Source organism: Marivita sp. S0852, from assembly GCF_046591575.1.
Lineage (GTDB): Bacteria > Pseudomonadota > Alphaproteobacteria > Rhodobacterales > Rhodobacteraceae > Marivita.
The window spans coordinates 295,563-316,929 of record NZ_JBIQWA010000002.1 but is presented as its reverse complement, the minus strand read 5'-3'; the positions used below and the strand labels follow the sequence as shown (position 1 = coordinate 316,929).

Here is a 21,367-nt window from a genome sequence, read left to right as displayed (position 1 = left end):
TTTATAAAAAGAAGACGCAATAAGTGGCCAGTATTGACACCCTCCCCCCGCTGCGCGAGGTGATCGCAACCCATGATCTGAGCGCAAAGAAAGCGTTGGGGCAGAATTTTCTGCTGGATCTGAACCTGACCGCCAAAATTGCCCGCCAGGCCGGGGATTTGACCGGCATGGATGTGCTGGAGGTCGGTCCAGGCCCGGGTGGCTTGACCCGTGGTTTGCTGGCCGAGGGCGCGCGCAAGGTTCTGGCGGTCGAGAAGGACGCGCGGTGTTTGCCGGCCCTTGCCGAGATTGCCGCCGCCTATCCGGGCAGGCTTGAGGTGGTGGAGGGCGACGCACTGGCCATCAACCCGCTGGAGCGTCTGACACCGCCCATCGCGATCTGTGCCAACCTGCCGTATAACGTGGGCACCGAACTGCTGGTGCGTTGGCTGACACCACCGGACTGGCCACCGGTCTGGACCACGTTGACATTGATGTTCCAGAAAGAGGTCGCCGAGCGGATCGTGGCGCAGCCCGGGTCCAAAGCCTATGGGCGGCTGGCGGTCCTGGCGCAGTGGCGCTGCGAGGCGCAGATTGCCATGCATCTGCCACCCGAAGCATTCACCCCGCCGCCCAAGGTCAGCTCTGCCGTGGTGCATCTGCGCGCGCTGGACAGGCCCCGGTTCGAGGCCGATGCCAAGATGCTGGAACGGGTTGTCGCGACCGCCTTCAATCAACGTCGCAAGATGTTGCGCGCGTCCCTTAAGGGCCTGTCGGCGCAGATCGAAGACCATCTGACCGCAGTGGGCATTGCCCCCACGGATCGTGCGGAGCGCGTGTCCGTCGAAGGGTTTTGCGCCCTGGCGCGGCAGCTGTCGCAACACAGCTGACCGCCCGTCGCTGACCTGCGCTTATTCCGCCGCGTCCGGTGTCGGTGTCTCTGTCGTGTCCGATGCCGGAGCCTCTGTCGCGTCCGCTGCGGGTTCGGGCTTGGGTTCGGGCTTTTTGCGCGGCTTGCGCGGTGCGCGGGGTTTCTTGGGCTTTTCCGCCGGCGTGTCCTCTGCCTTGGCTTCGGGCGTTTCGACCAAGCCGCTGTCATCGTCTGACGTGACCTCTACCACATCCGGTTGCGGCGCATGGGCCGGATCAGGATTGCCCGATTTGGAGGCGTCATCGGATTGCTTTTGCTGGTCCTGCTCTTGACGCGCGGCCCGTTCGGCATCGCGTTGCGCCTGACGTTCTCGGTTTTCACGTTCCTGCTGTTCGCGGCGCGCGTCCTGTTCGCGTTGCGCCTCGGACAGCATCCGCATGTAGTGTTCGGCATGTTGCTGAAAGTTTTCAGCGTTCACGCGATCATTGCTCAGCTGGGCATCACGCGCCAGCTGGTTGTATTTATCTATAATCTGCTGTGGCGTTCCGCGCACCTTGCCTTCGGGTCCGGAACTGTCAAACACACGGTTGACGACATTCCCGACGGAACTGGAGCGGTTGCGGTTCGACTTGTTCCGCGAGCGTTTATTAGAAGAGCGCATCTGTAACTTTTCAGCCTTCTGTCAGCTGTTTCTGCCATTGGCGTGTGCGCTTCGTGCGCGGTAAATCTGCAATGGCAACCATGTTTGGGCTTACTATCGCGCGAGAGGCGGAAAACACCTCGACCGCAGCGATATATCCTGAGTAAACATGTCCTCCCCATGCTTACAAGGGTAAACTATGCAAAAAACCTTGAGACGCGCTTAAAAACTGTCGGTTTGTGGCGAGAAAACGCCGGAGATGACCCTGTCGCGGCCATCGAGGTCAGGATGCACCGTGATCTGCTGAAACCCCGCCTTTTGAAAAAGCGCGGTGACAGGTGCCGCCTGTGTCGCGCCGATTTCGACCATCAGACGACCGCCATGGCGCAGATGGCGCGGCGCGTCCCGTGTCAAGATGCGGTAGTTGGTCAGCCCATCTGCGCCGTCGGTCAACGCCATGCGCGGCTCGAACCCAAGTTCGGGGGCCAGACCCGGCATTTCGTCTTCGGCGATATAGGGCGGGTTCGACACGATCAGGTCAAACCGCGTACCGACATCGCCAAACCAGTCTGACACACGCCATGTGACCCGATCCGAAACCCCCACGATCTGAGCATTGCGCCGCGCCACATCAAGCGCGGCGGCCGACAGATCCACCCCAAGCCCGCGCGCATCCCGGTGTTCATACAGCAGCGACAACAGGATACAGCCAGAGCCGGTTCCCAGGTCAAGCACCGTGTCAAACGGCTGCTGACGCGCAACATCCACCAGTGTTTCCGTTTCCGGGCGCGGGTCCAGCACGTCCGGGGACACCTCAAAGTCATGCATCCAGAAGGCCCGTTTGCCAACGATATGGCTGATCGGTTCGCGCCGGGCACGGCGTTGAATATAGCCATCAAGCTGTGCCATCTGCACATCGCTGAGCGGCGTCCACGGGGGCGCGTCGCCCTGCACCTTGTCCATCAGCGCACTTGCATCGCGCGCCGCACTCGGAGAGCCTGCCAGCGCAAGATGCTGGCGGGCTTTGTGCAACGCCGTTTTGGCGTCATGGGTCACGTCATCTCGGCCAGCACTGTGGCCTGTGCATCGGCGGTGAGCGCGTCGATGACCTCGTCAAGATCGCCGCCCATCACCGCGTCCAGCTTGTAAAGGGTCAGGCCGATGCGATGATCGGTCAACCGGCCCTGCGGAAAATTATAGGTGCGGATGCGTTCAGACCGATCCCCCGAGCCAACCTGTGACTTGCGGTCCGCCGATCGTTCGTCATCGACCTTTTGCCGCTCCAGATCAAACAGCCGGGTCCGCAGAACCTGCATCGCGATCTCGCGGTTACGGTGCTGGGATTTCTCGGAGCTGGTCACCACCAGCCCGGTGGGCAAGTGGGTGATCCGCACGGCGGAGTCGGTGGTGTTGACGTGTTGTCCACCCGCGCCTGAACTGCGCATGGTGTCGATGCGCAGGTCATTGGCGTTGATCTGGATGTCCACATCTTCGGCTTCGGGCAGCACCGCAACGGTTGCGGCAGAGGTGTGGATGCGTCCGCCCGATTCTGTCTCGGGCACCCGCTGGACACGGTGGACCCCGGATTCGTATTTCAGCCGCGCAAAGACATTGTCCCCCGTAATATGCGCGACGACCTCCTTGATCCCGCCGATTTCCGTTGACTGTTCCTCGATGATCTCGAACCGCCAGCCCCGGGATTCCGCATAGCGCTGATACATCCGCAGCAGATCACCAGCAAACAAGGCAGCCTCTTCGCCGCCGGTTCCGGGGCGAATCTCAAGCATCGCAGGGCGCGCATCGGCCTTGTCCCGCGGAAGCAGCGCCAGTTGCAGCGCGTGCTCGACCTCGGGCAGTCGCGCCTTGAGCGCAGGCAGCTCTTCCTGCGCCAGCTCCCGCATCTCGGGATCGTCCAGCATCGCCTCGGCCTCGGCCAGATCGGCGCGCACCTGATGCCATTCGGCGATCTGATCCACCACCGGGCGCAGATCGGAATATTCCTTGCCCAAAGCGGCAATATCGCCCGATCCCTCGGCCATTTGGGCCTCAAGATATTCAAAACGCGATGTGATCTGGTGCAAACGGTCTTCAGGGATCATGGGACTGGATGTGATTGACCGACGGCGGCAGGTCAAGAGCGATGTCTCGGCAAACGCATCAAACGCGTCGAATGGCGGCGTCATATCCAGAGCGGAGGATGCTGCACCGCGTTCGAGCATCGGTTGACATGAGGCAGGCCAGACACCTTCAACACCTGTTTGAGTTTTGAACGGGGTTTCTGGCCAGGTTCAAACCGGCCAGTCTTGGTAGGTTCCGAAAATGAGCGTTTTTGGGACAGTCTGAAACGGCGGCTATGCGGACGGAGCTGTCCACCGACCAATGTCAGCTTTCTGACATTGATTTCTTCGCATCAGATTTCTCGCCGGTGCCACCATTCCTCAAGACTTTCACAAAGAAGTCGCTCTGAGTATTTTCGCAATTTCAAGCGGAACGCTCCGTTCAATTCTACTCTTGCCCCAGACGCCTTTCTGGTGAATTTTGCTTCCCAACCGGCGACGGCGGTGTCGCCATCAACCGCCCAAACCTTTGATGTGAATTCTACATCTTCTTGGGCGTCTGACGCCCCTTCCTGCCAATATTTCTTGATAGCGGCATGTCCCACCATCGCCTCAACAAATGGGGTCTCCTGATAGGTAGCATCATTCGTGAATAGACCGACGATTTGTTGGGGGTCGCCCTCGACCCATGCTTGCCCATATTGATCTAACCAATCTTGAATGTCCTGCTTGTCCAAAATTGTTCTCCTTTGATTCTTGCGATTTCATTACTCTGAAATCTCAAGTTAGGTAGAGGTCAACTAGCAAGACCGAACATTCGCTGCATCCCGACGAATGTGCAAAGTGGGCTGATTTGTTTGAAAAACTCTTGCTTGATTGAAGGGTCGATCGCTGATTCAATTCCTTTGTCGAACGGTCCGTCGAACCCGACACAGTCTTGGACGGTCAACGAAAGCCCGCTTCGTCCGTCCTCGGGCCTTCGCTTTGCAAATACCCACGGCGTCCTCGCTCGACCTATTCCGGTGCGGGCAAACGCTGCAACCACCCCTCGACGCGCGCCTTGTTGACGCCCATGTCGGACTGTCCGAACCGCAGGCGGGCGTGCAGTTCCAGCACGTCGTCATTCTGCATCACGGTGGTATAATCGGGAAAGCCCATCCATTGCGAGCGGGTGATGTAGGTCACTTTGCCGTCCTCGACGCTACCGGCCAGCACTTCGGTGCGCGGCGTGGCAAGGATGATGCGATCAAGGGCCGCAAACGTGCCGGGCTCGGCGGGAATACGGCGGCGCACGCCGCCTGCCAGATCCTGATCCGCGGTGACCATGGGATCGACATGCCAGACAGCGGGGTCTGACGGGGCCAATCTGATCCATGCCAAACCGGCTATGATAATCAATACGATTGTCCAGAAAATCATCTTCACGACGCCTTTATCCTTGCATCAAAGGGCCACCCTGCCCGTCTGTACATGTACGATACGTTACGCGCGGCGGGTCCAGCCCCAAAGGCACAATAGCTCTGTTGCCACATGCGCACCCGCAATCGCCGTGGCTCCTGTTGTATCGAATGGTGGGCTGACCTCAACCACATCGCCGCCCATAAGTTCAATCCCGGCGATATTTCGCAGGATGGCCGCGATATCCGCGCTGGAGGGGCCGCCCCAGACAGGTGTGCCCGTTCCGGGGGCAAACGCCGGATCAAGGCAGTCGATGTCAAAGGTCAGGTAGGTGGGATAATCCTTGAGGATTTCAAGAATCCGCTCGGCCACTGCGTCCGGCCCGATCCGGTGCATGTCGCGCGCGTCAATGATGTTGAAGCCCAGCGTGTCCGGATTGTCGGTGCGGATGCCCACCTGAACGGATCGGCTTGGGTCCACCAGACCCAGCTTGACCGCCTTGTAAAGAAACGTGCCGTGATCAATCCGGTCCATATCGTCATCGGCCCAGGTGTCTGTATGCGCATCGAACTGAAGCAGGGAGAGCGGGCCATATTTCTCGGCATAGGCCTCGAGAATGGGAAGCGTGATAAAGTGATCCCCGCCCAGCGTCACGGTTGCCGTGTCATGGGCCAGAATACCGGCAATATGCGATTTCAAAACCTCTGGAAATTCCGGGGTTTTCGCATAGTCAAACGCCACATCGCCATAATCGGCGATGGCAAATTCCGACAGCACGTCAAAGCCCCACCCATAGGGCGCATCGCAGGGCTGCAACAGCGACGCCTCCCGGATCGCGCGTGGGCCAAGCCTTGTGCCGCTGCGGTTGGTCACGGCCTGATCAAAGGGCACTCCGGTGACGGCCACGTCCACACCACGCAGATCCTTGGTGTATTTGCGCCGCAGAAACGACGGCGCTCCGCCAAAGACGTTTTCGAAACTCGGCCCCTTCAGATCCTCGCGGGTGAACGCATGGTCGATCTGGGTTTTCGCATCCTCAAGCGCCATGGCTCACACTCCGTGCCGGGTTTCGATCAGACGGGCGAAAAAGCTTGCGCCAATGGTCGAGACATCATCGTTGAAATTGAATTTCGGATGGTGACAGGACGGCCCGATCCCCTGCCCCAGCATCAGATAGCTGCCGGGCCGATGTTCGAGCATATAGGCAAAATCCTCGGCCCCCATTTCGGGTTTTCGATCTGTCGTGACCTTGGCCTCCCCCACCACTTCGGATGCGATCCTGCCCGCAAAGGCGGTTTGATCGGCGTGGTTGACCGTGGCGGGATAGTTGCGCATGTAATCCAGCTTGGCCGCCACGCCAAAACTGGTGGCGTGCCCAGTGACGATCTCGTGAAAGCGGCGTTCGACCAGATCGCGCAGGTCAGGATCAAAGCTGCGCACCGTACCGCCCATCCGCACGATTTCGGGGATCACATTGGTGGCCGTTCCCGCCTCAAGGATGGTCAGCGACACCACCAGCGGATCGCGCGGCGGCGCGTTGCGCGACACGATGGACTGCAGCGCCTGCCCCAGAGACAGCGCACAGGGCACCGGATCAATACATTCATGCGGAAACGCGCCATGCCCGCCCTTGCCGGTCAGCGTGATCTCAAAATCATCCACCGCCGCCATGATCGGGCCGGGCGCTGTCGAAAACCGCCCCTCTTCGGAAAACGGATCGCAGTGCAGCGCATAGACCTCTTCGATGCCGAACCGGTCCAGGATGCCCTCTTCCACCATGATGCGCGCACCGCCCACCGTTTCTTCGGCAGGTTGGAATATCAATGCAACCGTGCCCTTGAAATTGCGGGTCTCGGCCAGATAGCGCGCAGCCCCCAGCAGCATGGTTGTGTGCCCGTCATGTCCGCAGGCGTGCATCGTGCCGGGAACGGTGCTGGCATACTCGGCGCCGGTTTCCTCTTCGATGGGCAAGGCATCCATATCGGCGCGAAGACCCGTGACCGGGCCATCGCCCCGCCCCCCGATCAGGGCCACAACGCCCGATGTGGCAATCCCGTCATGGATCTCATCAACGCCGAAGGCCCGCAACCGGTCTATGACAAAGGCGGCGGTCTGGTGGCAGTCAAGGCTCAGCTCGGGATGCTTGTGCAAATGCCGCCGCCACGCGGTCATGTCTTGGGCAAACTCGCCGATCCGGTTCACGATGGCCATCTCTGGACTCCCTCTGGCAGATGCCGCATGCCTGCATAAAGACACCAGTTGAGGACCCATGCAATGCGCGATGATCTGATCGGCAATCCCAATGGCGGACTGCCCCGGCTTCTGGAAATCATGCGCCGTCTGCGAGACCCGGAAACCGGATGCCCATGGGACATCGAACAGGATTTTGCGTCAATCGCCCCCTACACCATCGAAGAGGCCTACGAGGTCGCCGATGCCATCGAGCGCGAAGCCTGGGATGAGCTGAAAGGCGAGCTGGGCGATCTGCTGTTGCAGTCTGTCTACCACACGCAAATGGCGACAGAGGCCGGGATGTTCACCTTTGAGGACGTCGCCAACGCGATCTCGGACAAGATGGTGGCACGTCACCCGCATGTGTTCGGAGACGAGTCGCGCGACAAATCGGCAGAACAGCAAGTGCAGGACTGGGAAAAGATCAAAGCGGCAGAGCGCGCGGGCAAAAAGGAGACCGGGGTTCTGGATGGCGTTGCCAAAGGCCTGCCCGCCCTGACGCGCGCAACCAAGCTGCAAAACCGCGCGGCGCGGGTGGGGTTCGATTGGCCTTCGACCGATCAAGTGCTCAGCAAAGTGATCGAAGAAGCCCAGGAGGTCCTTGACGCGGAAACCCCCGAACACAAGTTTGAGGAATTCGGCGATCTGATGTTTGTCATGGTCAACCTGGCCCGTCACATGCAGATCGACCCCGAAGCGGCCCTGCGCGCCGCCAGCGCCAAATTCACCCGGCGGTTCCAAAGCATCGAGGCCGCTCTGGCCGCCGATGGCCGCACCCCAGCCGAAAGCTCTCTGGAAGAGATGGACAGGCTCTGGGATGCTGCGAAAGCCGCTGAAAAGGCAAAATAAAAACGCGCCCCAAGGGAGGGCGCGTTCGAAAGGCTGACAAAAATGTTCGGAAGACGCTTATTGCGCTTCGTTGATGAACTTTACCGCGTCGCCAAAGGTTTGGATCGTTTCGGCAGCGTCGTCGGGGATTTCGATCCCGAACTCTTCTTCAAACGCCATGACCAGCTCGACAGTGTCCAGGCTGTCTGCGCCAAGGTCATCAATGAAAGATGCGTTTTCAACAACCTTGTCTTCTTCGACACCCAGGTGCTCGACAACGATCTTCTTAACGCGATCTGCGACATCGCTCATGTTTTCATCCTCACAGTTTCGTCGGCGCTGGTGGCCGGGTTAGCCCTCGACCGGGCGGAATTTTGACGTGCCCGGAAGGGCGGCGGTTTGCGTCCCGGATGAGCCGCGAAAGACCAGTATCGCCCCGAGGGGCTGGCCTAGAACCTGCGCCGCTATAGCACATGGGACCGGGATGGCAAACGCTTTCAGGTCACAGCGCGCTGCGTGTTTTCGACGATGAAACCACCGCATTTCGCCCCTGCATAGCGGCGCTTTTGCGTTGTTTATCAAAGCATTGCCATACCACCATTCACATGCAGAGTGGCTCCGGTGACATAGGCGGCCTCTGGGCTGGACAGGTAAAGAACCGCCGCGGCAATCTCGTCGGGTGTGCCCATCCGGGCGCAGGGAATCTGTGTCAGGATCGTTGATTTCTGATCGTCGGTCAGTTTTTCGGTCATTGCGGTTTCAATGAATCCCGGTGCCACCGCGTTTACGGTGATGCCCCGGCTGGCCACTTCGTAAGCAAGCGATTTCGACATGCCGATCATACCGGCCTTGGATGCCGCATAATTGCCCTGCCCCGGATTCCCTGTAGCCCCGACGACAGAGGAAATGTTTACAATCCGCCCCCACCGCGCCTTCATCATGCCGCGCAACACGGCTTTGCACAGCCGAAAGGTCGATGTCAGATTCACATCGATCACCGACTGCCATTCCTCATCCGACATGCGCATAAACAGATTGTCGCGCGTGATGCCGGCATTGTTGATCAGAATGTCAACGCCGCCCATGGCTTCGACGGCCTGTTTGGGAAGCGCGGTCACCGCCTCGGCATCGCTCAGATTGCAGGGCAGCACATGCGCCCGGTCGCCCAGTGCGGAGGCCAGCGCCTCAAGCGGTTCCATCCGTGTGCCTGACACGCCCACCGTGGCCCCGGCGGTGTGCAAATGCCTGGCGATTGCGCCACCAATGCCACCGGATGCACCGGTGACCAATGCCGTCTTGCCCGTCAAATCAAACATTCTGCGTCCTCTTCACTTTTTCTTAGACAGTGCCATGAGATTTTTCGTACGAAAAATCTTAGCCCGCCGCCGCGGTCTCCACATCCGCGGCCGAGCCAATCGCACGGGTTGCGGCGGAGCGGTCAATCCGGCGCACCATTCCGATCAACGCTTTGCCCGCACCGATTTCCCAAAAATCATCAACACCCTTGTCCAGCATCCATGACACCGACTCGCGCCAGCGCACCGCGCCCGTGACCTGATCCACCAGCAGCGTCTTGATTTGCGCAGCATCCGTCACCGCCTCGGCCACCACATTTGCGACCACAGGCACAACCGGGTTCTTGATCTGGACCGTGCTCAGGGCCTCGGCCATCACATCAGCCGCCGGGGCCATCAGCGCACAATGGAACGGCGCACTGACCGGCAGCAAAACAGCGCGTTTCGCACCGGCCTCTTTGGCCAGCACGGTCGCCCGTTCCACCGCGGCCTTATGGCCCGATACAACAACCTGACCCGGATCGTTGTCATTGGCCGCCGCGCAGACCTCACCTTGTGCGGCATCGGCGGCCACCGCGCGGACCTGCTCAAGGCTCAGGCCCAGAATGGCCGCCATCGCGCCCACACCGACCGGCACCGCCTCTTGCATGGCGGCACCGCGCGCGCGCAGCAATCGCGCGGCATCCGCCACCGATATCGCACCTGCGGCCGTCAGAGCGGAATATTCGCCCAATGAATGCCCCGCCACATAGGCTGCTGACGTCACCGGAATGCCGTCTGCCTCCAGCGCCCGAACCGCTGCGATTGATGTCGCCATCAATGCCGGTTGCGCATTTTGTGTCAATGTCAGCGTGTCCTGATCACCCTCCCAGATGACCGCGCTCAGCTTTTCGCCCAGCGCATCATCCACCTCATCGAACACCGCGCGTGCGGCCGGATAGGCGTCTGCAAGATCGCGCCCCATTCCGATGGTTTGCGCCCCTTGTCCGGGGAAAAGAAAGGCTCGGCTCATTGCGGGTCTCCAGTCTTGTGGTTGCACGCCCCTTACAACCCGCGCAGGCCTGACGCAACGTCCGCGCACTCTTTGTGTGCATCCGCGAAGATTGCGACCCGGCTGCCAAACGGTACATCTGCGCCCTGACACCCACATTCAAAGGTCCAAAAATGTCCCTTGCCAACACCACCACCCAATACGGCGCTGTCGCCAAGACCTTTCATTGGCTCACAGCACTCGGGATCGCCGCTGTGATCCCGCTTGGGATCATCGCAAATGACATGCCCTACGACACGGCTGCGCAATTGGCCGACAAGGCGTGGTTGTTTTCGCTGCACAAGACGGTTGGGGTGTCGTTGTTCTTTGTCGCATTGGCGCGCATTGCCTGGGCGCTGAGCCAGCCAAAGCCCGCCGCCATGCACCCGGACCGCAAGGCGGAAACGCTTTTGGCGGAAACGGTGCATTGGCTTTTATACGGGTCGCTTGTGCTGGTGCCGCTGTCGGGATGGGTTCACCACGCCGCGACCGAAGGCTTTGCGCCGATTTGGTGGCCCTTTGGTCAGACCCTGCCCTTTGTGCCGAAAAACGTGGCCCTGGCCGAAGCGTTTGCCGGGGTGCACATCGTGTTCGAACGGGTGCTGGTGGTGTCATTGCTTTTGCATATCGCTGGTGCGGTAAAACATGCGGTACTGGACAAAGACAGCACTCTGGCGCGGATGTGGTTTGGCACAAGCCGCGCGACACCAGATGCCGCGCCGCACCCCCATAGGCGCGCCGCGCTGGCGGCCGGGGCGATTTGGGCCATGGCGCTGGGTCTAGGTGGCGTGTTGGGCGTCTACCAACACAGCTCGGTCGCGGCAGCTGTGGCGCTGGAGGATGTCGAAAGCGACTGGCAGGTTCAGGACGGCACTGTTGCGATCACCGTGCGCCAGATGGGTTCGGATGTGCGCGGCACATTCGCTGACTGGACCGCTCAGATCTCCTTTGACGAGACTGTGACCGAAGGCAAAGCCGGCGAGGTCACGGCCGAGATCGCCATTGGCTCGATCAGCCTTGGCTCGGTCACCGCCCAAGCGCTCGGCGCGGACTATTTCAATGCCGACGCCTTCCCCACGGCGACCTTTGCCGCGGATCTTCGACGCGCGGATACCGGGTATGTGGCCGATGGCACGCTCACGCTCAAAGGCGTGGAGCAGGCAGTCACTTTGCCCTTTTCGCTCGCGCTTGCCGATGGCGTTGCCACAATGCAGGGCAGCACGCAATTGAACCGCCGGGCCTTTGGCGTCGGCGACAGTATGACCGATGAAAGCCAGCTGGGTTTCGAGGTGATCGTCGATATCGCGCTGACCGCGCAGCGTCAGAGCTGACACGCCCGCGCCAGGTTCGGACTGCCCAAACGACACGCCTTGTGCCGGGGCCGGCAAAGCGCACAAAAAACCCCTCAGGCCAATAGCCCGAGGGGGTGTGAGCAGAGATCGAATAGAGAGTGCGGCCTTGCTGTGCAAAGCCCGAAATTACATCGCCTTGAACGCTTCGATCGAGATTTGAATGTCCACCTCATCGCTGATGAACGGCGCGAATTCACCAAGGTTAAAGTCGCTGCGCAAAATGGTGGTTGTCGCGTCAAAGCCAGCCCAGGGCTTGTTTTCCATCGGGTGGTCGCCCAGCTGGTTCAGCGACGCGGCCAGCGTCACAGGCTTGGTCACATCGTTCAGCGTCAGATCACCGGTGATGTTTGCCGTGCCTTCGCCAGTGACCTCGATCGCGGTCGATGTGAACGTGACCATGTCATCCTCATCCGCACCGAAGAATGCGTCCGACATAAAATGCTCGAACCGCGCTTCCCAGCCGGTGAACATAGAGCGTACCGGGAAAGACACGCGGACTGAGGAATTGGCCGGGTCTGCCTGATCAAAAGAGATTTCACCGTCAAACCCGGCGAACAGGCCCCAGGTGGTGGAATAGCCAAGGTGGTCATAGGCGAACAAAACCTGGCTGTGGCTGGCATCCAGCACATAGGCTTCGGGTTCGGCAAAGGCGGCAAAGGGTGCCGCAGCCAGTGCCGCTGCAAGAAGTGTCTTTTTCATCGGGTCATCCTGAGTTTGAGGTAATGCGACCTAAATCGCGGCGGATGCCACAAACAGCAAGTCGCACAAACTCAACAGACCCTGTGTGCAGGCGAACAGTCGCGGCCTGGATCATTCGCCTTGCGGCACGGAAATCCACTTCGCCCCGGCTGCCCTGTTGCGCGGCTCTGGTGTGGGTCGCTGCACCAGCTCAACAGGGGATGGGGCCGGGTCAGACATCTCTGGAGTGCTCTTTGTCAGACGGTGCCACATCACGGCGGCAAGGCTTTTGCCGATGCCGTAATACCAGTGGTTGTGGCCGGGGATCACTGTCAACGAGGTGGGATGCCCGGCGCGCGCCAGATGTTTGAGTGCGGCGCGAGAGCTGTCCACGGTAAAGACCACGTCAAGATCGCCCACAAAGCTGTGGATCGGCACCGGGTTCAGCGCCGGGATCACGCGTGGCATAGGGGAATGGCCAGAATGGGTCACCACCGCCTTGAACGGGCCACCTCCCAGATTGGCGATACGCATCGCATGCGCGCCTCCATCCGAATGGCCCGCCAAATAGATGCGATCCATATCCAGCGGATACCGCGCTGCCGCGTCCTTTAGCAAAGCTGCCAGAAACATCGGCCCGTCGGTAAGAAGGGACCACTGCGTCGACCGCGCATCCGGGGCCAGCAGTATGATATCCTCGCGCCCCGCCAGGTCGCGCCACATGTCGATCATCGACACCCCGGTCCGCCCCCCACCATGCAGCAATACCAGAACCGGGCGCGGCGCGCCGACCGTGGGCCCAAACCCGTACCACCGACGCGCCTCGGGTGCGCCAAATCCGGCAACGGGTCCAATCTCGAATTGGTAAGGCATGCCAACATCCTCGGGCGCATGATACGCATAGGGCCCATGCCCCGCCCGCGCAAAGGTCGCACCGGCGTGTTCCTCAAACACCCCGACGCGCTCGGGCACCAGAACCGAATGCCCGAACACCACGGCCATCGGCCCCAATAACCAGAACGCGGCACCGATCAGCGCCTTGCGCAACAGCCATCGGATCATCGCCGGGACGCGCCCAGAAAACACAGCCCCGCAACCCCCATCAGCACAAGCGAAAGCGCCAATCCAAGAATACGCTGTTCCGGCAACGCGCCCTGCACCGCGATCCAGATCCCCGGCACGGCGATCACACAGGCAAGTCCAAACAGCCGTCTGGTCCAGCGCCCAACACTGCGGGCCTGACGGGGAGCACCATAAAACTCATCATTCAAATCGACCATCACTGTCTCCTCAATCGGCTGATCATTGTTCTTGATCTGGCAACAGTGTGTTCCTCGAATGTGTCCGGTAGAGGGCAGAACACGGGCAAATCAGGACCAACAGTGGATCGTTTTCTGGGCACGCCAAGGACGACACGCGCGGGTCAGATCGGCAGAATCACGCGCATGGCGCGCGCAGATCTGCTGGCGTGCATTGTATGGTGGTACGCCCTGCCCATCTGTAAAACAGCCACAACGACCCGCAAGGAGACCTTTCAGAATGACCCGAACACCTTTTGCCCTTGGACTTGCCGTTTGTATCGGGTTCGGCGCTTTGGCCAATCCCATTTATGCAAGCGCTCAGGACCGACCTTTGACCGCGATCACGGACGTCAAGCGTGGCACAATGGTGACCGTGGCCGGGACGGTGGACCGACTGCTGGATGAAGACGAATTCCGCCTGCGCGACGATACGGGAACGCTGCGGGTGTATGTCGGGCCAAACTGGGTGCCCGCAGATATCGGCGAGGCGGTGACAGTATTCGGCTATATGGACGATGCGCTTATCCGTCCCGAACTCTATGCCCGTGAAATCACCCGCGCAGATGGCACGGTGGTGACGCTGTCGCAGCGCTACGACTAAAGCCAAGACACATGCGCGCCGCCCCCCAAGCACCGGGGCTTGCGCTGCCGGGTGCCGGGTGTATAAGGCCCCTTCCTTTCGCAAGACGATTTTACCGCGCAGTCTCTCGTGGGCAGGTGCGAAAGGATGCACCGCCTGTCCTTTGAAATGCGCCAGAACAGAAACTGGAGTTCACATGCCCCTTTACGAGCATGTTTTTATCTCGCGCCAGGACTTGTCCAATACGCAAGCCGAAGGCCTCATCGAACATTTCGGTACAATCCTTGCAGATAACGGCGGTAAGCTGGTCGAGCAAGAGTACTGGGGCGTCAAGACGATGGCCTATAAGATCAACAAGAACCGCAAGGGCCACTACGCCTATCTGCGCACCGATGCCCCCGCGACGGCCGTGCAGGAAATGGAACGCCTGATGCGTCTGCATGATGACGTGATGCGCATCCTGACCATCAAGGTCGACGCGCACGAAGAAGGCCCCTCGGTCCAGATGCAAAAACGTGATGACCGTGGCGACCGCCGCGAACGTCGCAACTGATCGCTTGAAGAAAGGACACTAAATCATGGCTGCAAAACCATTTTTCCGCCGTCGCAAGGTGTGCCCCTTCTCGGGCGACAACGCACCCAAGATCGACTACAAAGACACCAAATTGCTCCAGCGCTATATCTCTGAGCGCGGCAAGATCGTGCCAAGCCGAATCACTGCGGTATCGGCCAAGAAACAGCGTGAGCTGGCCCGCGCAATCAAGCGCGCCCGCTTCCTCGCCCTGCTGCCCTACGCAGTGAAGTAAGGAGACTTTGACATGCAAGTGATCCTACTCGAACGTGTTGCCAAGCTGGGCCAGATGGGCGACGTCGTTGACGTCAAGCCGGGCTACGCGCGCAACTACCTTTTGCTGCAAGGCAAGGCACTGACCGCATCGAAAGAGAACATCGCCTCTTTCGAAGGCCAGAAAGCCCAGCTTGAGGCGCAGAACCTTGAAACCAAGAAAGAAGCCGAAGCGCTTGGCGACAAATTGGGTGGACAGCAGTTCATCGTGATTCGTCAGGCCTCGGACGGCGGCAATCTCTACGGGTCGGTCACCACACGTGACGCCGCGGATGTGGCCACTGAAGAAGGCTTCACCATCGACCGCAAGCAGGTGATCATTCGCCAGCCCATCAAGGTGCTGGGTCTGCACGAGGTTGAAGTCCATCTGCACCCCGAAGTCACCGTCAATATCGAGCTGAACGTGGCACGTTCGCCCGAGGAAGCGGAACTTCAGGCCTCCGGCAAATCCATTCAGGAACTGGCGGCAGAAGAAGAAGCGCAGGCGGAATTCGAAATCTCCGAACTGTTTGACGATATCGGGGCCGCAACCTCCGAAGACGACGATCTGGCCGAAACGGTCGAGGCGTCGGAAGAAGAGCAAAAGTCTGACGACTGATCCGGTTGCTGCAAATTTATGGAAAAGCCCTGCCGCTCTGGTGGGGCTTTTTCGTTTTCGCGCCCTGCGGTCCCATGATCGGCACAAGCGCCTTCGAAGGCGCATGGCGACGGCCTTTCAAAAGGCCGTTCCCCGCGTTTCGAAAACGCCTGCGCGCGGTCTATACAGACATCCTTAAACACTCGGTTCGATAACCCGGCCATTGGATCCGATACCCGTCTCGCCTTTTGGCGGGGCACCCCAAGTGACACCCCTCTCTCTGCGGACGCTTATGCGCGTTCAGACCATGAGAGACGCGTCTCAACAGGCCCTTCGGGGCACAGGTTCAGAGCGGTTTTCGAAAACCGCTCTGCACGGGGGAGAGGATGTCCACCCAACTTGTGGTGACGTCACCTCTTTTTCGATCAGCGCCCGGATATCTGTCCGTCGCGACACCAGCCAACCCTCTGGCCTCACGCGGTTTTATGCCAGCGTGACAAAAGCGCTATCTCATCGGCACAGATCGGCGGTACTCTTGTTGCAGACAACACGGGGGAAACCACCATGCCACTCACTCTCAATCGCCGGGGATTTCTGGCGTCCACTGCCGGGTTCATCGCGCTGCATCCTTATGCCGTTCAGGCGTCCAGCCATCAGGCGCATCTGCGGATCATGGAAACCACCGATCTGCACGTGCATGTGCATCCCTATGACTATTACGCAGACCGGCCCAGCGACCGTGTTGGCCTGAGCCGGGTCGCCACTATCGTAGAGGGCATCCGGGCCGAAGCCGGCAATTCCCTGCTACTGGACAATGGCGACTTCTTGCAGGGCAACCCGATGGGCGACTACATCGCGTATGAACGGGGCATGCAAGACGGCGACATGCATCCCATCATCACCGCGATGAATGTGCTGGGCTTTGAAGGCTCGACCCTAGGCAACCACGAATTCAATTACGGGCTGGATTTCCTGATGAAAGCGCTGGCTGGCGCGGAGTTTCCGGTGGTCACCGCCAATGTCGCCAAGACCGCCGGGGCCGCACCGCGCGAGGATGACACGCTGGTGCCGCCCTACGCTATCCTTGACCGGATGCTGGTCGATGGCGCGGGCGAAGCCCATCCGATCCGCATCGGTCTGATCGGCTTTGTGCCGCCGCAGATCATGACCTGGGACCGCCGCCATCTTGAAGGCAATGTCACTGCGCGCGACATTCTGGACACCGCGCGGGCCTATGTGCCCCAGATCCGCGAAGAGGGTGCGGATATCGTAATCGCCCTGTCCCATTCGGGCATTGGCGCCGCCAAGGCCGAAGACATGATGGAGAACGCGTCGATCCCATTGGCGGGCGTTGACGGGATCGACGTGATCCTGTCAGGCCATTCGCACCTTGTCTTTCCGTCATACACCTATGCCGATACGCCGGGTCTGGATGTGGACGCAGGCACCATCGGCGGCAAACCGGGGGTCATGGCCGGGTTCTGGGGCAGCCATATGGGGTTGGTCGATCTGCTGCTTGAACGCGATGGCAACGGCTGGCGCGTGGTCAGCCACACGTCCGAGGCGCGTCCGATTGCCCAACGCAACGAAGACCGCTCCATCACGCCGCTGGTCGAGGATTTCCAGCCGGTGCTGGATGCCACAATGACCGACCACGAAGAAACGCTGGCCTATGTGCGCCGCGCGGTGGGCAAGACGGATGCGGCCCTGCACAGTTATTTCGCGCTTGTGGCGGATGATCCGTCGGTACAGATCGTGTCGAACGCGCAGCGTTGGTATATCGAACAAATGCTGCAAGGCACCCCGCATGACGGCCTGCCGATCCTGTCAGCCGCAGCGCCCTTCAAGGCAGGCGGCCGGGGCGGTCCGGATTATTACACAGATGTGCCGGTCGGCGACGTGGCGATCAAGAACGTGGCCGATCTGTACCTTTACCCCAACACCGTGCGCGCCGTGCGGGTGACCGGTGCGCAGGTCAAAGACTGGCTCGAACGGTCGGCGGGGATGTTCAATCAGGTCGACGCTGGTGCCTTGGACGTACCGCTTTTGAACCCGGGCTTTCCAAGCTACAATTTCGACGTGATCGACGGGGTCGAATACCAGATCGACCTCAGCCAGCCATCGAAATTCGATACCGATGGCGCAGTGATCAATGCGGATGCCAACCGGATTGTGAACCTGACCTATAATGGCGCGCCGGTTGATCCCGAGGCCGAGTTTATCATCGCCACCAACAACTACCGCGCAGGCGGCGGCGGCAGCTTTCCGGGCACGGGCGACACGATCGTGTTTGAAGGTCCAGACACCAACCGCGACGTGATCGTCCGCTACATCGTCGATCAGGGCACCATCAGCCCGCGCGCCGATTTCAACTGGCGCTTTGCCCCGATTGAGGGGGCGAGCGTCATCTTCGAAACCGGACCCGCCGGGGCAAAATACGCAAGCGAACTGGAAGGTGTGTCACTGGAAGAGACCGGCACCAACGAAGACGGCTTTGCCCTGTTCCGCATGCGACTGTGAGCCAGTGACCAACACGCGCGCGTCCCGGAGTGATGTTCCCGTTGGCGCGCACGGTGACGGGAGGTATTGCTTCAAGTGATCCGGAAAAGTGATCCGGAAAATCAAAAAGGCCGCCCAATTGGACGGCCTTTCAATTTTCGCGCCAGACAGCGCTTATTCCTCTTCGAGCGCTTCCACAGCTTTCTGAAGATCGTCTTTTGACACCTCTTTTTCGGTCACGGTCGCCTGCTCGGCGATATGGTCGACAACCTTATCTTCAAAGATCGGTGCGCGCAATTGCTGCTGCATCTGCTGGTTCTGCCGGACAAAATCAAAGAACGCCCGTTCCTGACCGGGATACTGACGCGCCTGGTTCATGATGGCCTGGGTCATTTCAGCATCCGAGACCTCGACCTCGGCGTTCTGGCCCAGTTCGGCCAATAGCAGGCCAAGCTTGACGCGGCGCACAGCCAGTTTCATGTGCTCCTCGGCCGGCTCGACCTCGGGGTGGTCGTGGCCTTCCACTTCGGGGTTTTCCTCGTGCCAGAGCTGATGGGCAATCTGCTTGGCTTCGGCATCGACCAAAGCGGGCGGCAGATCCACCTCAACCTTGCCGTCCAGCTGATCCAGCAAGTCGCGCTTCATCACCTGACGCGCGGCACCGGCATATTCTGCTTCCAGGCGCTCGGCGATCTGGGTCTTCAGGGCCGCAAGATCTTCGGCACCGAATTTTGTGGCCAGCTCATCATTGACCTCGGCTGCGACCGGCTCTTTCACCTCTTTGATGGTGCATTCAAACACGGCGGCTTTGCCTGCCAATGCCTCAGAGCCGTAATCTTCCGGGAACGAAACGTCTACGTTCTTTTCCTCACCGGCCTTCACGCCGACCAACTGCTCTTCAAAGCCGGGAATAAACGACCCAGAGCCCAGAACCAGCGGGTAATCTTCCGCGGCACCCCCCTCAAAGGGCTCGCCGTCAACCTTGCCCAGGAAGTCCATTACCACCTGATCGCCATCCTTGGCCTTGGAGCCCTTCTTGCGATCTTTGAAATCCTGCGCGGTTTCAGCCAGGTTCGCCAACGCTTCGTCAACTTCTGCCTCGCCTGCCTTGACCACCATCTTTTCAAGCGTGATCGAGGACAGATCGACCTCGGGCATATCGGGCAGCTTTTCGTAGGACATGTCGACCTGGATGTCGTCACCCTCTTTCCAGTCCTCGTTGGTCATTTTGACCTCGGGCTGAAGCGCGGGGCGGTCGCCGCTTTCCTCGAAATGCTTGGACATGGCTCCGTCGATGGTTTCCTGCATCGCCTCACCCAACAGGCGCTGGCCGAATTGCTTTTTCAAAAGCGGCATCGGCACCTTGCCCTTGCGGAAGCCCTTCATTTCGACCTCCGGCTGCGCTTCTTTCAGCTTTTCGTTTACCTTTGCGTCCAGTTCGTCCGCCGAGACGGTGATCGAGTAGCCGCGCTTGAGCCCTTCGTTGAGCGTTTCGGTGACTTGCATGTCATTCCCCTAAAGCTTAACGGGGCGCGCCTGCACCCCGTATCGTCCAATTTGCGCCCTTCTATGCAGCACGCCCCCTCTGTGCAAGGCGGATATGAAGCGACACCGCTCAAAACGCGAAAAACCGACCCCCGAGGGGGCCGGATTTTTGCAAATGCATAAAACTCTGCCGTTCCGATGTCACGGCGTTGGAGCGCCTAGGCGGTCTCCATCGCATCCGAAACCGCCGCTTCAATCTCATCCAGCGGATGATTGGTCAGGACTTTGGGCACATCAAGAATGACCTTCTGCGCCACTTCCTGATGCATTTCATCCCGCAAAGCCGACAAAACCACCCTACTGGCAACAATCGCCAGCGCGTCGAACTCTCCTTTATGGGCATGTTTATAAAGCCGATCCGCCAGATCCTTGGCAAAGCGCTCTTTTTCAAGCTCGTGCCAGTCGGTGTCATCCACCGCAGAGCGTTGGACGCTGGGGCCGTCATTGAACCGCCCCGGCCTGTTTGCGGCCCAATCCTGCGCTTGCGGGTTGTCTTGTTCTTCCTTACGCAAGACATCAAGGTTCATGTCCTGATCATCGCCACGGTTGATCAAAAACAGGGCTTTTTCGCTATCCGCGACCAAAACCCAAGCGTTTTGCGGCAGTCCCGGCAGGCGTTCAGTCATTTTGGCTCTCCTCGTCTTCCATCGATTTGGTGACACGGGTGGCCCCGGCCGGACGTTCATTGGCTCGTTTCAATTCATCTTTCGTACCAACCTCGCGTGGCAAACGCCCGCCGCTGCGGCCGGCATGGGACACCTCTCCCTCGGCACCCAGAATATCTTCGGTTTCCTTGTGACCATCTTTTGATTTGATGCGGTCAGCCATGAATCGTCTCCTTGGATTGCCGCGCATTGCGCGCGATGTCGGATTTCAAAAGGGCGAGGTTGCGGCGATTGGCTTTGAAAAAGAGATCGAACATATCGCCAAACAGCGGCACACCGCCAATCACCAGATCAATGCCGGAATTTGCGGCCATCCGGACCAGCGTTCGCTTTCGCGCGCCCATCCGCCAGGCTTCGAACACCACATAAGCAGCAGGCCCGCTGGTGGCGAGATCGCCGATCCCCGGAACAAGCCCGAGAATCGAATCCCACCCATACCGAAGGCCCGTGCCCGGAATGCGGAACCGAGTATCAAGCCGATCCGCCAGACGATCAAGCCGGGCGATCTTTTGGTCCAAATCGCGCGCCGTCTGTGTCACGGGCATATTGTCCCTTTCGCCAATTTTCTGTTGCTCAGCCTCGTCATGTGTAATCAACGCATAGACCCGGCAGAGCGTTCCATCCGGCTGGTGTGAAAAAACCTGCGGATGGCCGGATATGTCCCGCAGATCACGGGCAAAGCCTTGCGTAGGCTGCCGGTGTCAGCTGCGGGTAACTGCGTTTGTCCTTGGTGATGACGCGTGACGTACTGGGGTATCAGATGCAGATCATCTGAGGTTTATGACGGCGGTGGGACGGCAAAATATGGCCGTTGGGAACACACCCACGGACCAGCGCAAACGCAAGCCCCCAAGGCGACAGGCCAAACAGACGTGGTGCGGGTGAAGGGACTCGAACCCCCACGCCATAGGCGCCAGAACCTAAATCTGGTGCGTCTACCAATTCCGCCACACCCGCATTGGGAGGCGTCCTAGCAAACCTGTGACGAGGAGGCGA

Annotated in this window: 25 protein-coding genes and 1 tRNA gene; 8 read left to right on the top strand and 18 right to left on the bottom strand. The window is 59.8% G+C overall.

Going from position 1 to position 21,367, the window contains the following annotated elements:
* The first annotated feature begins 23 nt into the window (after positions 1-23).
* Positions 24-869 carry a 16S rRNA (adenine(1518)-N(6)/adenine(1519)-N(6))-dimethyltransferase RsmA gene (gene rsmA / locus ACG74X_RS05710; protein ID WP_411233187.1) on the top strand — a complete coding sequence of 282 codons (846 nt, stop codon included), beginning with the start codon at positions 24-26 and terminating at the stop codon, positions 867-869.
* A 21-nt stretch (positions 870-890) separates the two neighbouring features.
* On the opposite strand, the gene ACG74X_RS05705 is transcribed toward rsmA, so the two are convergent.
* From ACG74X_RS05705 to ACG74X_RS05675, 7 genes are all read right to left on the bottom strand, one after another.
* A complete protein-coding gene (locus tag ACG74X_RS05705; RefSeq protein ID WP_411233186.1) occupies positions 891-1,511 on the bottom strand; it encodes a DUF4167 domain-containing protein in 621 nt (206 codons plus the stop codon).
* A 201-nt stretch (positions 1,512-1,712) separates the two neighbouring features.
* Positions 1,713-2,546 (bottom strand): peptide chain release factor N(5)-glutamine methyltransferase, encoded by an 834-nt coding sequence (gene prmC / locus ACG74X_RS05700; protein ID WP_411233185.1) that lies wholly within the window; start codon positions 2,544-2,546, stop codon positions 1,713-1,715.
* On the bottom strand, positions 2,543-3,589 hold the full coding sequence (prfA, locus tag ACG74X_RS05695; RefSeq protein ID WP_411233184.1) for a peptide chain release factor 1: 1,047 nt from the start codon (positions 3,587-3,589) through the stop codon (positions 2,543-2,545). The genes prmC and prfA overlap by 4 nt, the downstream gene beginning before the upstream one ends.
* A gap of 311 nt (positions 3,590-3,900) precedes the next feature.
* Positions 3,901-4,284 carry a nuclear transport factor 2 family protein gene (locus ACG74X_RS05690; RefSeq protein ID WP_411233183.1) on the bottom strand — a complete coding sequence of 128 codons (384 nt, stop codon included), beginning with the start codon at positions 4,282-4,284 and terminating at the stop codon, positions 3,901-3,903.
* A 277-nt stretch (positions 4,285-4,561) separates the two neighbouring features.
* A complete protein-coding gene (locus tag ACG74X_RS05685; RefSeq protein ID WP_411233182.1) occupies positions 4,562-4,966 on the bottom strand; it encodes a DUF1499 domain-containing protein in 405 nt (134 codons plus the stop codon).
* A 63-nt stretch (positions 4,967-5,029) separates the two neighbouring features.
* Positions 5,030-5,992, bottom strand: coding sequence for an agmatinase (gene speB, locus ACG74X_RS05680; RefSeq protein WP_411233181.1), 963 nt, complete (start codon positions 5,990-5,992; stop codon positions 5,030-5,032).
* A 3-nt stretch (positions 5,993-5,995) separates the two neighbouring features.
* Complete coding sequence (locus ACG74X_RS05675; protein WP_411233180.1) at positions 5,996-7,156, bottom strand: M20 aminoacylase family protein; 1,161 nt, start codon at positions 7,154-7,156, stop codon at positions 5,996-5,998.
* Between the two features lie 63 nt (positions 7,157-7,219).
* Between ACG74X_RS05675 and mazG the strand changes: the two genes are divergently transcribed.
* Positions 7,220-8,026, top strand: coding sequence for a nucleoside triphosphate pyrophosphohydrolase (mazG, locus tag ACG74X_RS05670; protein ID WP_411233179.1), 807 nt, complete (start codon positions 7,220-7,222; stop codon positions 8,024-8,026).
* A gap of 57 nt (positions 8,027-8,083) precedes the next feature.
* Here mazG and ACG74X_RS05665 read toward each other — a convergent pair whose 3' ends face one another.
* The 3 genes from ACG74X_RS05665 to fabD form a co-directional block, all read right to left on the bottom strand.
* Positions 8,084-8,317 carry an acyl carrier protein gene (locus ACG74X_RS05665; RefSeq protein ID WP_085631956.1) on the bottom strand — a complete coding sequence of 78 codons (234 nt, stop codon included), beginning with the start codon at positions 8,315-8,317 and terminating at the stop codon, positions 8,084-8,086.
* A gap of 266 nt (positions 8,318-8,583) precedes the next feature.
* Positions 8,584-9,321: a 3-oxoacyl-ACP reductase FabG gene (fabG, locus tag ACG74X_RS05660; RefSeq protein ID WP_411233178.1), complete on the bottom strand. Its 738-nt coding sequence runs from the start codon at positions 9,319-9,321 to the stop codon at positions 8,584-8,586.
* 58 nt (positions 9,322-9,379) lie between these two features.
* A complete protein-coding gene (fabD, locus tag ACG74X_RS05655; RefSeq protein ID WP_411233177.1) occupies positions 9,380-10,312 on the bottom strand; it encodes an ACP S-malonyltransferase in 933 nt (310 codons plus the stop codon).
* Between the two features lie 152 nt (positions 10,313-10,464).
* Between fabD and ACG74X_RS05650 the strand changes: the two genes are divergently transcribed.
* Entirely contained in the window at positions 10,465-11,661 is a 1,197-nt protein-coding gene (locus ACG74X_RS05650) for a cytochrome b/b6 domain-containing protein (protein WP_411233176.1), read from the top strand.
* 147 nt (positions 11,662-11,808) lie between these two features.
* On the opposite strand, the gene ACG74X_RS05645 is transcribed toward ACG74X_RS05650, so the two are convergent.
* The 3 genes from ACG74X_RS05645 to ACG74X_RS05635 all read right to left on the bottom strand — a co-directional run bounded on the left by ACG74X_RS05645 (position 11,809) and on the right by ACG74X_RS05635 (position 13,640).
* Positions 11,809-12,381 (bottom strand): YceI family protein, encoded by a 573-nt coding sequence (locus tag ACG74X_RS05645; RefSeq protein ID WP_411233175.1) that lies wholly within the window; start codon positions 12,379-12,381, stop codon positions 11,809-11,811.
* Between the two features lie 111 nt (positions 12,382-12,492).
* Positions 12,493-13,422, bottom strand: coding sequence for an alpha/beta hydrolase (locus ACG74X_RS05640; RefSeq protein ID WP_411233174.1), 930 nt, complete (start codon positions 13,420-13,422; stop codon positions 12,493-12,495).
* Positions 13,419-13,640 carry a hypothetical protein gene (locus ACG74X_RS05635; RefSeq protein ID WP_411233173.1) on the bottom strand — a complete coding sequence of 74 codons (222 nt, stop codon included), beginning with the start codon at positions 13,638-13,640 and terminating at the stop codon, positions 13,419-13,421. The genes ACG74X_RS05640 and ACG74X_RS05635 overlap by 4 nt, the downstream gene beginning before the upstream one ends.
* A 259-nt stretch (positions 13,641-13,899) precedes the next feature.
* Between ACG74X_RS05635 and ACG74X_RS05630 the strand changes: the two genes are divergently transcribed.
* From ACG74X_RS05630 to ACG74X_RS05610, 5 genes are all read left to right on the top strand, one after another.
* Entirely contained in the window at positions 13,900-14,262 is a 363-nt protein-coding gene (locus ACG74X_RS05630) for a hypothetical protein (protein ID WP_411233172.1), read from the top strand.
* Between the two features lie 175 nt (positions 14,263-14,437).
* The gene (gene rpsF / locus ACG74X_RS05625) at positions 14,438-14,794 is read left to right on the top strand and encodes a 30S ribosomal protein S6 (RefSeq protein WP_411233171.1); all 357 of its coding nucleotides are present in this window, start codon (positions 14,438-14,440) and stop codon (positions 14,792-14,794) included.
* Between the two features lie 25 nt (positions 14,795-14,819).
* Positions 14,820-15,047, top strand: a complete 228-nt coding sequence (gene rpsR / locus ACG74X_RS05620) for a 30S ribosomal protein S18 (protein WP_008328567.1) — start codon at positions 14,820-14,822, stop codon at positions 15,045-15,047.
* Between the two features lie 12 nt (positions 15,048-15,059).
* Positions 15,060-15,683 carry a 50S ribosomal protein L9 gene (gene rplI / locus ACG74X_RS05615; RefSeq protein WP_411233170.1) on the top strand — a complete coding sequence of 208 codons (624 nt, stop codon included), beginning with the start codon at positions 15,060-15,062 and terminating at the stop codon, positions 15,681-15,683.
* A gap of 543 nt (positions 15,684-16,226) precedes the next feature.
* Complete coding sequence (locus tag ACG74X_RS05610; protein ID WP_411233169.1) at positions 16,227-18,182, top strand: bifunctional 2',3'-cyclic-nucleotide 2'-phosphodiesterase/3'-nucleotidase; 1,956 nt, start codon at positions 16,227-16,229, stop codon at positions 18,180-18,182.
* Between the two features lie 153 nt (positions 18,183-18,335).
* Here the strand turns inward: ACG74X_RS05610 and tig are convergent, their stop codons facing one another.
* From tig to ACG74X_RS05585, 5 genes are all read right to left on the bottom strand, one after another.
* Positions 18,336-19,667 carry a trigger factor gene (gene tig, locus ACG74X_RS05605; RefSeq protein WP_411233168.1) on the bottom strand — a complete coding sequence of 444 codons (1,332 nt, stop codon included), beginning with the start codon at positions 19,665-19,667 and terminating at the stop codon, positions 18,336-18,338.
* Between the two features lie 197 nt (positions 19,668-19,864).
* Positions 19,865-20,332, bottom strand: a complete 468-nt coding sequence (locus ACG74X_RS05600) for a host attachment protein (RefSeq protein ID WP_411233167.1) — start codon at positions 20,330-20,332, stop codon at positions 19,865-19,867.
* Positions 20,325-20,534: a hypothetical protein gene (locus ACG74X_RS05595; protein ID WP_411233166.1), complete on the bottom strand. Its 210-nt coding sequence runs from the start codon at positions 20,532-20,534 to the stop codon at positions 20,325-20,327. Before ACG74X_RS05595 ends, ACG74X_RS05600 begins: the two co-directional genes overlap by 8 nt.
* Positions 20,527-20,916: a DUF4112 domain-containing protein gene (locus ACG74X_RS05590; RefSeq protein ID WP_411233165.1), complete on the bottom strand. Its 390-nt coding sequence runs from the start codon at positions 20,914-20,916 to the stop codon at positions 20,527-20,529. Before ACG74X_RS05590 ends, ACG74X_RS05595 begins: the two co-directional genes overlap by 8 nt.
* 328 nt (positions 20,917-21,244) lie before the next feature.
* Positions 21,245-21,328: transfer RNA gene (locus ACG74X_RS05585), tRNA-Leu, on the bottom strand.
* Positions 21,329-21,367: the final 39 nt, after the last annotated feature.